This is a genomic window from Vibrio sp. sp1, from assembly GCF_016920955.1.
In the GTDB taxonomy this organism is placed as follows: Bacteria; Pseudomonadota; Gammaproteobacteria; order Enterobacterales; family Vibrionaceae; genus Vibrio; species Vibrio alginolyticus.
The window spans coordinates 1,875,666-1,888,955 of the sequence record NZ_CP060589.1; the positions used below are offsets into that span (position 1 = coordinate 1,875,666).

Sequence of the window (13,290 nt, forward strand, 5' to 3'; positions counted from 1 at the left end):
AGTCGTTTAAATAGCACCAATATCATTCATCTATTGATAGCGCGATTCCAGTCAGCGTTGTGTAAAAAGACACCATTTTCACGAACTTCGGAGTAATGACTTGGTCCACGTTAGACCCCATCACATAATAGGAGTCTAAACAGAGACACATGCGTATTCTGATTTTTTCTTTAAGCATTGTTGCATCGACAAGCTATGCAGCAAAGCCAGACCCATTCCCAGTTACACCAGATAGTCGCGGGCAAGATTTCATGGTCAGTGCGACGAATCCTTACGTGAGCAGTACCGGTTACTCAATATTGAAAGAAGGCGGTAACGCTGTTGATGCCATGGTCGCGATGCAGATGGTGATGTCTGTCGTTGAGCCAGATATGACCGGAATTGGCGGCGGGACTTTCGCGCTGTTTTATCAACATGACGAGAAAAAATTTCTGGCCCTTGATGGTCGAGATGAAGCGCCCTCTAGCGCGAACCCTGAAATGTTTGTTGAGAATGGGGAAGTACTCAGTCGCAACGAAATATTAGGCCCTCGTTCTGTTGCGGTTCCGGGCACGTTGCGGTTGCTTTACACCACTCATGAACAATACGGCAAGTTGCCATGGGCAGAGCTGATTAAGCCGGCGATTACATTGGCGAGCAATGGGTACGCGATGAACAGCTACACCTACGACATCGTAGTAAGAGAGCAAAGCCGACTTGAGCAAGATCCGGAAGTGAAAGCCTTGTATTGGCAAGGGGACGATATTAAGCCGACGGGAACCTTGATGAAGAACCCTAAGATGGCTGAGACGCTGAGGAAGATCGCGCAACAAGGCGATAGTTACCTTTATGGTGGTGAGCTTGGTCAGCACATCGTAGAGACGGTTAATAGTCGTATTGACGACCAACACGAGAAGTTGTCTTTAGAAGATTTTAAACATTACCAAGTGAAGCAGCGTGACATCATTGAGAGCGACTACCGTGGGAATAAAATCGTCTCTTTTGGTTACCCAGCTTCGGGCGGTGTGATGGTCGCTCAGAGTCTTGAACTGCTTGCACCCTATGACATTGCCCATATGGCGAAAACGGATGTGGAACCTTGGCGTCTCATGACTGAAGCGATGCGAATTGCAAAAGCCGATCGTATTGCGTATGCCGGAGATCCGGATTATGTGGAAGCGCCAGTTGAACAGTTGTTGTCTAAAGCCTATCTAGATCAGAGACGTGATTTAATCCCCGATAATGGCACTTCAAAAGAGGATCCAAAAGCAGGACAGATAACGCAAACTCAGTATGCGCAATATCAAGGCTTCGAGAGCAAAGATACAGGGCATATTTCTATCGTCGATAGAGATGGAAATGCAATAGCAATGACTAGTACGGTAGGAACGGGTATGGGCTCGGGTGTGATGGTCGATGGCGTTATCTTGAACGCGCAGATGGCTAACTTCTCACCTCTGCCAACGGTTAACGGCAAACCTACGCAAAACTCAATTGAAGCGGGCAAGCGTCCACGTTCGGCTATTACGCCATTAATGGTGATGGACAGTGATGATAATTTGCGTTTGGTGGTTGGGTCACCAGGTAGTTCACAAATCCCGGGGTATGTACTAAAAACCGTGGTTGGGGTGCTGGATTGGAACTTATCAGCGCAAGAGGCTATTGACTTACCAAACATCCAGTATGGCACTAAGATAGACCGCACCAAGTCTTATGACCCGACTGGTTTGCTGGTGGAAAAGAAAACGTTCGCAGAAATGTTGGTGCCTGAGTTTATGGAGCTTGGCTACCCAGTGCACGTTATTCCAGTGGTAAGCGGTTTGAATGCAATTGAGCTAAAAGATGGCAAGCTTTATGGCGCAACGGATCGTCGTCGAGCCTCTAGTTCAATGGGGGAGTAGTACTCACTTCTATCAAACGAAGCAAACTAAAAAGCCAGTCAATATCGACTGGCTTTTGCGTTCTTTTTAAAGATAAAAGCGTAAGGGTTTATGCCCAACCCGCAGGAGAGCGCTTTCTACGAGGCATGACATGCGGAAGAATCAAACCAAATAGTAAACCTAAACCTGCGACACCGCCGCCATAAGTGAAGTACTTAAGCAGCATGTCATCTTTTTGTGTATCCAGTTTTGCGCGTAGCTCGCGGTTTTCTGTTTCAACAGAAGTAAGCTGATCACTGATCTCAGAGTATTTATTTTCTAGATCTGAAATTTGTTGGTTACGTGTTTCGAGAGAGGTAACAAGACCGGCTTTCTCTGCATCAGAAGTTTGACGAGCATTAGCAAGCTGCTCTTTTACTTCGGCTAGCTCTTTCTCAATGCGAGGAAGGCGAATTGCCATGCTCTCTTGGTTTGTCACAAACTTGCTTTGTACCCAACCAGTGCGACCACGGTCATCACGAACTTGCGTATAGCCAGTATCTCGGTTGGTTTTAATCAGTTGTACTTTAGAACCGGCGTTAACACTACCGATAATACGGTAGGTGTTATTTGGACCTGAGTGCATAAAAGTGAAGAGGTCATCAGAAATATAACGGTCTGCTGCTAGGGCCGCTGGCGCTGCTAGCAAAGTAAACAAAACCGTGATGATTAGTTTTTTCACAGTAAATCCCTTAACGATTTTTCTTGGAGACAGCGTTGGCACCGAATGATTGGAGCCGGAAATAGACGAATAGTATGCAGTTTCAAACCTCGGTGCAACAAAGAAGGGAGGCAAAGCCTCCCTTTCTGTGCGTTTGAGTCAATAATGACAAAGCGCTTACATTCTATTGACGAGTGTCTTAAGCGAACATCGCTTGAAGTCCGTAGAAGAATACTACGGCCAATAACGCACCCGCTGGTAGTGTAACGATCCATGATGCCACGATGTTACGAACTACGCCTAGGTTCAGTGCTGCGATACCACGAGCAAAGCCAACACCGAGAACCGCACCAACCAATGTTTGAGTGGTTGAAATTGGCAGGCCTGTACCAGACGCTAGAACTACCGTACATGCTGTTGCTAGCTGTGCTGCAAAACCGCGGCTAGGCGTTAGCTCAGTGATGCCTGTACCAACGGTTGCCATTACTTTGTGACCCAGTGTTGCAAGACCGACCACGATACCAATACCACCAAGAGGTAGAATCCACCAAGCGATGGCGCTTTTCGTGCTGATTTCGCCCATGTGTTCAACAGTCGATACGACAGCAGACAGTGGACCAATGGCGTTTGCAACGTCGTTTGAACCGTGTGCAAATGCCATCGCACAAGCGGTGATAACCATCAGAACGCTGAAGATACCTTCCACGCCAGAAAAGCTGCGGTCCTCTTCGCGATTAGCGAATTTTTTCTGGATGTATACGTAGCCGCCAATCATCACAAGTGCTGAAACTGCTGCTGCCCACATCCAGGCTTCACCATTGGTCAGGTGAAGACCAACGTGTTTTAGACCTTTTTTGATGGTTACAAGTGCAATCACCATTGTTGTGATGAACATGTAAACAGGTACAAAACGTTTCGCGTTAAACAGAGGGTTCTCAGTATCAAAAATCAGGCGCTGTGCGCTGACAAAGATAACGTAAGCAAAGAAACCTGAAATCACTGGCGTAATAATCCAGCTACCAACAATGCCTTGAACGCTGCCCCAGTCAACCGCTTCAGTACCTACTGATACGCATGCAAAACCAATGATTGCACCGATGATTGAGTGAGTCGTTGATACTGGCCAGCCCATGTAAGAAGCAAGAAGCAGCCATGTACCTGCTGCTAAAAGCGCAGACATCATGCCGTAGACAAGAACATCTGGTTGACTAGCAAATAAAGAAGTTTCGATTACACCTTTACGGATAGTGTCGGTTACTTCACCGCCTGCAAGGTAAGCACCTGCAAATTCGAAGATCATCGCAATGATGATAGCTTGTTTTACAGTTAGCGCTTTTGAACCTACAGATGTACCCATCGCATTAGCAACGTCGTTCGCGCCAATACCAATCGCCATCATGAAACCAAAAATCGCTGCAACAATAATCAGGACAGTGCCGTAGTTCGCAAGGATATCCATCGTAATACCTAGTTGTTTTATAACAAGCGGAACAAAATTTTACGCGCGCCAAACCATAAGACGATGAAAATAGTCATCGTCCCTATGACACGTGTTAATTATGCTCTTCGTTATGTCGTTAACTTTATGTTTTAAGATCGAGATAGCATGACTTCCAAACGAGCACCTACGCGCTGCGCTTGGTCGGCAATACCACCTACCCATTCAAGAATCTTGTACAGGAACATGACATCGATAGGGTTCATGTCAGCTTCAATCACCATCAACTGTTGGCGAAGTTCAATCTGCATGGCATCGGTATCATCTTCGATAACGTCTAATTGATGAATCATTTCAGCGACGAGCGTCACTTCACGGCCTTTGAAGCCGGTTTCTAGCAATTCATCAAGTTCATTGATTACCTTTTGCGCCTGATCGGCAGCATCAAGACAACGTTGAACGTAAGCGAGGAAGTTTGGTTGGAGAGCCTCAGGGATGACAAGTTGACGACCATATACACGGCCAGCAATGTCTTTTGCCAGGTTTGCAAGTTTGTCCTGTTGAGTCAAAAGCTCAAGCATGTCAGTACGGTCGACTGGCATGAACAAACCGCGAGGCAGTTTTAGACGGATTTCACGTTTCAGCACATCCGCTTCTTTCTCTAGGTGAGAAATTTGTGCACGGATTTCTGCTGCTTTTTCCCAATCACCCTTTGAAGATACTTCAAAGAATTTCACCAAGTGTGAACAACATTCGTTGACACACACAACGTGGCGTTGCAAAGGCTTAATTGGGGACTTTGCAAATAACCCCATAATTGTATTTACTGGCATGGTCATTCAACCTAATAACTATAACCTTAAAAAAACATACACCATTTCTGAGTGCTTGGCGAAATGTTGAACGATGGCTATAAAGGCGCGCATGGTAACGCATTAAATCGCTCATTAAAACTGTTTTAGATCATCAATCCGGCGATATTTCTCTCTTGCCGTGTGAGAAATTACGCAATATCCTGTTTCTATCTGCTTTGAAAGGTATAGCTATGGAAACCGAAATAGAACTGAAGTTTTTTGTTTCTCCTGAATTTTCAGAAACTTTAAAAGAAAAAATTTCTGAGACAAAAGTACTTCAGCATAGTTGTCGTGACTTGGGTAACACCTATTTTGATACTGCCGATAAATGGCTTCGAAAGCACGACATTGGTTTAAGAATTCGCCGTTTTGATGATGTATTCGTCCAAACCGTAAAGACAGCAGGACGCGTCGTCGCAGGCTTACATCAAAGACCAGAATACAATGCTGAGCACACTAGCGACGAGCCTAATCTGTCGCTTCATCCTCTAGATATTTGGCCTCCAGGTAAAGATGCAGAAACGCTGCAATCCGAGCTTATGCCATTATTCTCGACCAACTTCACACGTGAACAATGGCTGATTGGCATGCCCGATGGCAGTCAGATTGAAGTTGCCTTTGACCAAGGCTTAGTTGTAGCCAAAGGTGAAGACGAAGAAGAGAAGCAAGAGCCGATTTGCGAAGTTGAACTGGAACTTAAGTCAGGCCAAACCGAAGCTTTATTCACGCTGGCACGCAGCTTTTGCGAGCAAGGCGGTATGCGTTTGGGTAACTTGAGCAAAGCGGCGAAAGGTTATCGACTTGCAAGCGGTTATGCGGGTGATGAAGTAAAATCATTGGCACTTGTGGACAGTAGTCCGACGGATACCGTTGAATTTTGCTTGATCAACTCTTTAGAGCACGCTTTGTCTCATTGGCATTATCACGAGCAAATTTATGCTGAGCGTGACAGCGTGGAAGCACTGCGTGAAATCAGTAATGCCATTCGTTTCATTCGTCAAACATTGACTATTTTTGGCGGGATTGTCCCTCGTCGCGCGAGTGCGATTCTGCGCCAAGAGCTTAAATGGTTGGAAGAAGAACTGAGTTGGTTAGATGAGCATGCACACCTTGAAGAGCTCTTAGATGACAAAGGCAATGTGCTGCGTAAGTTGGATGCGCGTAAGTTCTTAGTATCTGAGCTGACTCAGCAGTTACAAGAGTTGCCAAGCCGTGAAGAAGTGCTAGGGTTGCTCAATTCCGCGCGTTACACAGGGTTACTGCTGGATCTAAGCCGCTGGATCTTAGCACGCGGTTGGCAGCCATTTCTTGATGAAAAAGCACGTGAAAAAATGGCAAGTAACATCATGCCGTTTTCAGTTACTCAGCTCGATCGCACTTGGGCTGAGCTAATGGAAGCTTTCCCAGCAGAGCGCGATTTGACGGCGCAAGAGTACGTTGATCAGCGTTATCGCTTATTGCGTAACCTCTATACTGGTATTGGTTTCGCGAGTTTGTATAACTCGGATGAGCGTAACAGCTTCCGTTTACCATGGGCGGATCTAGTGCATGGTATCGATGATCTGCTAATGCTGAACCACTTACTCCCGTTGGTTGATATGCTGGAAGACGCAGAAAAAGAGCAGTTAGAACGCTGGTTGCACCGTCAAGAGCGCTCAATTTTGCATGCAATGGATCAAACCCGAGCGATCAGTGTGGAAGTTCAGCCTTATTGGCGTGAATGATCGTTCTGGTGATAAGAACAAAAAAATAGGACCGCATGGTCCTATTTTTTTGTCTCTGTTTTACGTTGTTGTAGCTCTTTTTCCATGAAATCGAGTCGTTCTAGTATTTGCGCTTGTTGGCTTAGGAGCTGCTCGAGCATACGTTCTTTATTGATTGAACTGTGCGTCTGTTGTTTCGTTGGGGCAGTAAGGATAGAGGTGATAAGACCCGAGATCATACCAAAGATACCCACCCCGCAAACAATGATGATGACAGCCAAAAACTTTCCTATGGAGGTCACTGGATAATGATCGCCGTAACCAACCGTTGAGATTGTTACAAATACCCACCACAAAGCATCGGCGCCAGTACGAATATTCGCTTCTGGGTTTTTCGCTTCGATAAACAGCATTGCACTAGAACCGAGTGTTATGAGGATAACCATCAATAGCAGTATAGAGGCGACCGTGGTTTCGCGGCGGTTTTCTTTGAGCTGATGCAAAATGAACTTTGACGAACGCAGTACTAATACCACTCGCATAATATGAAAAATACGAGCAAAGCGCAGGGGCTCTATCAATGGGATGCTCGCTACGAAATCTATCCAATGACGTTTAAGGAATAACCAGCGATCTGTGGACCGGATCAAATCAATGGTGAGCTGTAGTAGAAAAATACTACAGATTATGAAATCCAGACCGATAAGAACTTGACGGGTTTCGTGATCGATCGGGAAAAACAACAAGCCAGAGATCACAAATAGTGCCATAAAAGACAATATTAGTGACAACAGGCCCATCGGTCGTGTGCTGTCTTTGATATCATTGTTTTTCATACGAAGCTCAAAATAAATCGCGTAACCACGCAAAGCGCGAACATAACTATAAGTAATATAAAGATTATAGATAAAGACTATATAAGACTCGGTGGAGAACTGACAATGGAAAAGCTGGCATTTAAGCCATGGGAAAGGGTCATATCCGACATTCGACTGGTGCCTAAAATGGTCATGTTGATGGTCTTCAGTACTGTCCTGATCGTGGCAAAACAACTGTGGGACGCAAACACTTTTTACGACTCACTTTTAGCGGCGACACAAAACGCGCAAGTTGCCCAACAGCATTATGAAGCATATTTAACGCAAGTTGCTTGGCAAACCGCCTTATTGATTGTGGTTTTTGTCGTGCTCTTATTAGCGGCGGCTAGAGTGATGTTGCGTCAAACACAGTATCTGAGCGACGCGATCAAACTGATGGCGAGCAAGAACCTCTCTGTTCCATTTGGTATGGATTGTAAAGATGAATACGGAGACGTGGCACGTGAATTAGAAAAGACACGTCGACAATTGCACGATGTGATTCAAATGCAAATTAATGCGTCTGATGAATTATCAACGCTCACCGAAGTCATGACGCTGAGCATGTCGGAAACGAAGGAATCGGCGCAAGAAGAGTTTAACGAAATTGATCAACTTGCTACGGCGATGAGTGAAATGTCGTCGACGGTCCAAACGGTTGCGGAACATGCCCAGACGGCATCTTCTCTAACAGAGCAAGCTTCCGCACAAGCAATTTCTGGTCAGCAGTTCTTGCAAAGTACAATGGCGAAAATGAGTGAACTTTCGTCGGATATCGCTTCATCGGCACAAGCGGTTAACCAAGTTGAAGAACGTGTTGAAGCCATTGGTAGCGTTGTAGGGACGATTCAAGGCATTTCTGAACAAACCAACCTGCTTGCACTGAATGCGGCGATTGAAGCGGCGCGAGCTGGCGAGGCTGGGCGGGGTTTTGCTGTGGTTGCAGATGAAGTTCGTAACCTTGCCCAACGTACACAACAAGCGACGGTAGAAATTCAAGAGATGATCGCACAGCTGCAAACCAGTGCTGAATCTGCGGTAGAACTCATGGAAAAAAGCGTTGTAGAAGCGGCAGATGGAAACGAGCTGGTTTCTAATGCTGGATCTGAGCTCGATGGTATTGTTGGGCAAGTGACGCAAATCAATGACATGAACTTCCAGATCGCGACGGCGTCTGGTCAGCAAAGCAGTGTTGCAGAAGAGATGAGCCAAAACCTCACCAATGTACGTGAGTTGGTTGAAGCCTCAGTTGTTGTTGTTACCGAGCTGCTAGAAACCTCTGAAATGATGCAAAATAATGCAGGTGAGCTAGACAAGAAGATCAAATCTTTCCAAGTTTAATATTCGATCCCGAACTTTTGATAAAACGCCCACAAACCTTTTGTGGGCGTTTTTATTTGCTTTCAGTCTGGTATAAAGAATGAGTTACCGTGCTTTTCAAACAAGGAAGAAAAATGCAGCTGCCTTCGCCACTGATTTCTATCGCTGAATCTGCCGTACAAAACGCCCAAGACGCAGGTTATTTTCCCCTTTGGCCCGATGAGGTTGCGCAGCAATTTCGTTATGTGGCGGGCTTAAGCCAGTTTATAACTGAAGCCATTCATCGCGATGAAGTCCTAGCCCGTGAGTTGCCAAGTATGTTAGCGCAGCCAAGTCGTCAGGAGTCTTACCGCTCACGCCTTGCTGAACTGTTGGAACAATGTCCTGATGAGATGTCTGGTCATCGCGTATTGCGTCAGTTTCGCAACCGAGAAATGGTGTACATTGCGTGGAAGGATTTCACGCATGCATGGTCTCTAGAGACGTCTTTAAGCCACTTATCTGAGTTGGCAGAAGCGATGATTTTTGAAACCTATCAATGGCAATATCAAGTGTGTTGTCAGGAGTGGGGCACGCCAACAAGTGAGGACGGTGAAGTGCAGCCGATGTTAATTATCGGCATGGGGAAACTGGGTGGTGGCGAGCTAAACTTTTCTTCCGATATTGATCTAATTTTCACGTACCCAGAGAATGGCGAAACCCAAGGCGCACGCCGAAGCATTGCCAATGCCCAGTTCTTTACTCGTCTTGGTCAACGCATCATCAAAGCGCTCGACCAACAAACCTTCGATGGTTTTTGCTACCGCGTCGACATGCGACTTCGCCCATTTGGAGAAAGTGGCCCCTTGGTAATGAGCTATGCCGCACTTGAAGATTATTACCAAGAACAGGGGCGAGATTGGGAACGCTACGCGATGATCAAAGCTCGGGTGATGGGATGTGAGATGTACCCGCAGTATCAAGAGCTACGCCAAATGCTGCGCCCTTTTGTTTTTCGTCGTTATATTGATTTCAGTGCGATTCAATCTTTGCGACGAATGAAGTCGATGATCAGTAGCGAGGTTCGCCGCCGAGGGTTGAATAACAACATTAAGCTAGGTGCGGGTGGCATCCGAGAAATTGAATTTATCGCTCAAGTTTTTCAATTAATTCGAGGTGGTCGAGAGCCTTCTTTGCGTAATCGAGGGCTGTTGGAAACGCTGCAAGGCATTGAAGAGCTGGCATTGCTTACTCCACAAGAAGTCAGCGATCTAGAAGCCGCATACAAGTACTTGCGTCAATTAGAAAACTTGTTGCAAGCAATGGCGGATAAGCAAACCCAGACGCTGCCTGATTGCGAAACCGAACGCTTAAAGCTCGCCACCGCGATGAAAATGAGCTGTTGGGAGCAATTAATTGAGCAAACCCAGCAGCATATGGCAAATGTTCACCAAGTTTTTGAATCACTAATTGGTGATGATGAAGAAGACGAGGGGACTACCGTTGCTCGTCATTTTCATGAGCTATGGGATATGGCCGACAAACAAGACGTTCTTGAGCATATCTTGCAGCAGGATATTCAGATTGAAGACTTTGCTTCATGCGCGAAAACCATCATCAACTTTAAAACCGATCTGGCCAAAAAAACGTTAGGCCCACGTGGACGCGAAGTGCTCAATCGTTTGATGCCGAAAGTGTTTGATGCGGTCTTTGCCCATCCTGATGCACAGTTTGGTTTATCTCGTGTACTTCATTTGCTACACAACATCTGCACTCGCACAACTTACTTGGAATTATTGGATGAGCATCCAGCGGCTCTGGTGCAGCTCGTACGTTTGTGTACCGCAAGCCCAATGATTTCAGAGCAGCTGTCTCGTTATCCTATCTTGCTTGATGAGTTAATCGACCCTGCGCAGCTGTACAATCCCATTCCATTAGACAGTTACCGTACAGAGCTGCGTGATTATTTGGCGCGTATTCCTGAAGATGATATGGAACAGCAAATGGAAGCGTTGCGTCAGTTTAAGCAAATTTGTATTTTGCGTATTGCAGCGGCAGATATTGCTGGCGCATTGCCAGTGATGAAAGTGAGTGACCATTTAACTTATTTAGCGGAAGCTATCGTGGATGCGGTGATCTGTCAGGCTTGGTTGCAAGTATCTGAAAAGTATGGCGAGCCAACGCATGTGAAAGATCGTGAAGGCAAAGGCTTTGCTGTAATTGGCTATGGTAAAGTCGGAGGGTGGGAGCTCGGCTATAACTCCGACTTGGATATTGTCTTCATGCATGACTGCCCAGTCAATGTCTACACTGACGGCAAAAAAGAGATTGATGGTCGTCAGTTCTACCTTCGTTTAGCACAGCGTATCATTCATATTTTCTCCACTCGCACCGCTTCCGGTATTTTATACGAGGTCGATACCCGATTGCGTCCGTCCGGTGCATCGGGTTTGTTGGTTAGCCCAACGGACGCGTTCGACGACTATCAACATCAAGACGCGTGGACATGGGAGCATCAAGCACTTGTCCGCGCGCGCATGATTTATGGTGATGAACCACTGGCGATCGCATTTCACAATACGCGGCATGATGTGTTGTGCAAAGCACGCGATCAAGCTGAACTGAAAAAAGACGTTGTCGAAATGAGAGAAAAAATGCGCGGTCATCTTGGGGGGAAAAAGCCAGGCCGCTTTATGCTCAAGCAAGATGTGGGTGGGATTACCGATATCGAATTTCTCGCTCAGTACCTAGTGCTCAACTATAGTCACGATAAGCCGAAATTGACGCGTTGGTGTGATAATGTGCGCATCTTTGAAACGCTCATTGCGCAAAATGTCATGGACGAAGACCAAGCAATGCAGTTGATACGTGCTTACACGACAATGCGCAACGAAATACACCGACGAAATCTACTCAATTTAGACGCTGATGTGGTGGAAGACAAGTTTGTTGCCGAAAGGGAGTGGGTAAAACAGGCTTGGAATCAGTGGTTCAGTTAAGACCATATATTTAGCCTCGATAAGGGCTGTGATAAACTCACTTCGATTTAATTTTTGGAGACCAACAATGAAACCAATTCTACCTGATTACAACAGCGCTGGTGTGCTCATCATCGGTGATGTCATGCTAGATCGTTACTGGTATGGCCCAACCGGGCGCATTTCTCCTGAAGCGCCGGTTCCTGTTGTAAAAGTAGAAAACAATGAAGAGCGTCCTGGTGGTGCTGCGAACGTTGCGATGAACATCGCATCACTAGGTGGCCATGCTCACATTGTTGGTCTAACTGGGGAAGATGAGCCTGCAAAAGTGCTGACGGAGACGCTGAGCTCACTCAATGTGAAGTGCGATTTCGTTGCACTGCCTGATTACCCAACGATTACGAAGCTTCGTGTAATGAGCCGTGGACAACAGCTTATTCGTCTCGACTTCGAAGACAAGTTTGAAAACACAGATTCTGCGCCAGTGTTATCTCGAATGGATGCCGCACTGCCAAACGTTAAAGCCGTGATTATGTCTGACTATGCAAAAGGCTCGTTAGAGCATGTTCAGGCATACATTCAAAAAGCGCGCGCAGCAAATATTCCGGTTTTCATTGACCCGAAAGGTGCGGATTTTGAACGCTACCGTGGCGCAACACTTCTTACGCCAAACATGAAAGAGTTCGAAGACGTTGTAGGTAAAGTGAAATCTGACCAAGAGCTAGTAGAGAAAGCACTGGCTTTGGTTGAAGAGTTTGAATTTGAAGCGCTTTTGGTGACACGCAGCGAAAACGGAATGACCTTGATTCGTCGTGGTCAGGAACCGTTCCACCTTCCAACTCAAGCGAAAGAAGTGTACGACGTGACAGGTGCGGGCGACACGGTTATCTCTGTATTGGCAGCGTCTGTTGCCGCAGGCAAATCATTTGAAGAAGCGTGTGCACTAGCAAACGCAGCGGCAGGTGTTGTAGTTGGTAAACTAGGCACGTCAACGCTTTCTGAGATTGAATTAGCTGAAGCGGTACATGGCAGCCAAGACACGGATTACGGTGTTATTTCAGAAAAAGCACTGATCGAAGCGGTGAAAAAAGCACGTGCTCGTGGCGAGAAAGTCGTTATGACAAATGGCTGCTTTGATATTCTACACGCTGGCCATGTGTCTTACTTAAACCATGCTGCTGAACTGGGCGATCGCCTAATCGTTGCGGTAAATACCGATGAGTCAGTAAAACGCCTTAAAGGCCCTGGTCGTCCGGTAAACCCAACCGATCGCCGCATGGCGGTGTTGGCAGGTTTGGGCGCTGTGGATTGGGTTGTACCATTTAGTGAAGATACGCCGCAGCGTTTGATCTCAGAAGTTCTACCAAGCTTGCTAGTAAAAGGCGGTGACTACAAACCAGAAGATATTGCTGGTGGTAAAGAAGTCATTGCGGCGGGTGGTGAAGTTCGTGTATTGAACTTTGAAGATGGCTGCTCGACCAGTGAAATCATTAATGCAATCAAAGGCGGTAAGGGCTAAGCCTGCTGTTTGTTAGCATTGAAATGCTATTTGCTCATAAAGGTCGCTAAGTGCGGCCTTTATGATACTTGATGCTAAGAGAC

The 13,290-nt window shown here is 46.3% G+C and carries 9 protein-coding genes; 5 read left to right on the plus strand and 4 right to left on the minus strand.

The genetic code is table 11. From position 1 onward, the window contains the following. The first annotated feature begins 149 nt into the window (after positions 1–149). Complete coding sequence (ggt, locus tag H9L11_RS08905) at positions 150–1,880, plus strand: gamma-glutamyltransferase (RefSeq protein WP_203345692.1); 1,731 nt, start codon at positions 150–152, stop codon at positions 1,878–1,880. An 88-nt stretch (positions 1,881–1,968) separates the two neighbouring features. Here the strand turns inward: ggt and H9L11_RS08910 are convergent, their stop codons facing one another. From H9L11_RS08910 to H9L11_RS08920, 3 genes are all read right to left on the minus strand, one after another. Next, the gene (locus H9L11_RS08910; RefSeq protein ID WP_005379900.1) at positions 1,969–2,580 is read right to left on the minus strand and encodes a TIGR04211 family SH3 domain-containing protein; all 612 of its coding nucleotides are present in this window, start codon (positions 2,578–2,580) and stop codon (positions 1,969–1,971) included. Between the two features lie 178 nt (positions 2,581–2,758). After that, positions 2,759–4,018, minus strand: a complete 1,260-nt coding sequence (locus tag H9L11_RS08915; RefSeq protein ID WP_017820251.1) for an inorganic phosphate transporter — start codon at positions 4,016–4,018, stop codon at positions 2,759–2,761. Positions 4,019–4,149: 131 nt separating this feature from the next. Continuing rightward, positions 4,150–4,830 carry a TIGR00153 family protein gene (locus H9L11_RS08920; RefSeq protein ID WP_005379896.1) on the minus strand — a complete coding sequence of 227 codons (681 nt, stop codon included), beginning with the start codon at positions 4,828–4,830 and terminating at the stop codon, positions 4,150–4,152. 212 nt (positions 4,831–5,042) lie between these two features. On the opposite strand from H9L11_RS08920, the gene H9L11_RS08925 reads away from it, so the two are divergent. After that, complete coding sequence (locus tag H9L11_RS08925; RefSeq protein ID WP_005379894.1) at positions 5,043–6,575, plus strand: inorganic triphosphatase; 1,533 nt, start codon at positions 5,043–5,045, stop codon at positions 6,573–6,575. Between the two features lie 41 nt (positions 6,576–6,616). Here H9L11_RS08925 and H9L11_RS08930 read toward each other — a convergent pair whose 3' ends face one another. Then, complete coding sequence (locus H9L11_RS08930) at positions 6,617–7,390, minus strand: potassium channel family protein (RefSeq protein ID WP_005387432.1); 774 nt, start codon at positions 7,388–7,390, stop codon at positions 6,617–6,619. Between the two features lie 105 nt (positions 7,391–7,495). On the opposite strand from H9L11_RS08930, the gene H9L11_RS08935 reads away from it, so the two are divergent. The 3 genes from H9L11_RS08935 (at position 7,496) to hldE (ending at position 13,207) form a co-directional block, all read left to right on the plus strand. Continuing rightward, on the plus strand, positions 7,496–8,752 hold the full coding sequence (locus tag H9L11_RS08935; protein ID WP_005379890.1) for a methyl-accepting chemotaxis protein: 1,257 nt from the start codon (positions 7,496–7,498) through the stop codon (positions 8,750–8,752). 113 nt (positions 8,753–8,865) lie between these two features. Then, positions 8,866–11,709 carry a bifunctional [glutamate--ammonia ligase]-adenylyl-L-tyrosine phosphorylase/[glutamate--ammonia-ligase] adenylyltransferase gene (glnE, locus tag H9L11_RS08940; protein ID WP_149192029.1) on the plus strand — a complete coding sequence of 948 codons (2,844 nt, stop codon included), beginning with the start codon at positions 8,866–8,868 and terminating at the stop codon, positions 11,707–11,709. A gap of 67 nt (positions 11,710–11,776) precedes the next feature. Further along, a complete protein-coding gene (gene hldE, locus H9L11_RS08945; RefSeq protein ID WP_017820249.1) occupies positions 11,777–13,207 on the plus strand; it encodes a bifunctional D-glycero-beta-D-manno-heptose-7-phosphate kinase/D-glycero-beta-D-manno-heptose 1-phosphate adenylyltransferase HldE in 1,431 nt (476 codons plus the stop codon). The last annotated feature ends 83 nt before the right edge of the window (positions 13,208–13,290 follow it).

Bases quoted from the DNA above. Each gene is read 5' to 3' on its own strand.
- ggt (WP_203345692.1), top strand. From the start codon at position 150: ATGCGTATTCTGATTTTTTCTTTAAGCATTGTTGCATCGACAAGCTAT.
- H9L11_RS08915 (WP_017820251.1), bottom strand. From the start codon at position 4,018: ATGGATATCCTTGCGAACTACGGCACTGTCCTGATTATTGTTGCAGCG.
- H9L11_RS08920 (WP_005379896.1), bottom strand. From the start codon at position 4,830: ATGCCAGTAAATACAATTATGGGGTTATTTGCAAAGTCCCCAATTAAG.
- H9L11_RS08925 (WP_005379894.1), top strand. From the start codon at position 5,043: ATGGAAACCGAAATAGAACTGAAGTTTTTTGTTTCTCCTGAATTTTCA.
- H9L11_RS08930 (WP_005387432.1), bottom strand. From the start codon at position 7,390: ATGAAAAACAATGATATCAAAGACAGCACACGACCGATGGGCCTGTTG.
- H9L11_RS08935 (WP_005379890.1), top strand. From the start codon at position 7,496: ATGGAAAAGCTGGCATTTAAGCCATGGGAAAGGGTCATATCCGACATT.
- glnE (WP_149192029.1), top strand. From the start codon at position 8,866: ATGCAGCTGCCTTCGCCACTGATTTCTATCGCTGAATCTGCCGTACAA.
- hldE (WP_017820249.1), top strand. From the start codon at position 11,777: ATGAAACCAATTCTACCTGATTACAACAGCGCTGGTGTGCTCATCATC.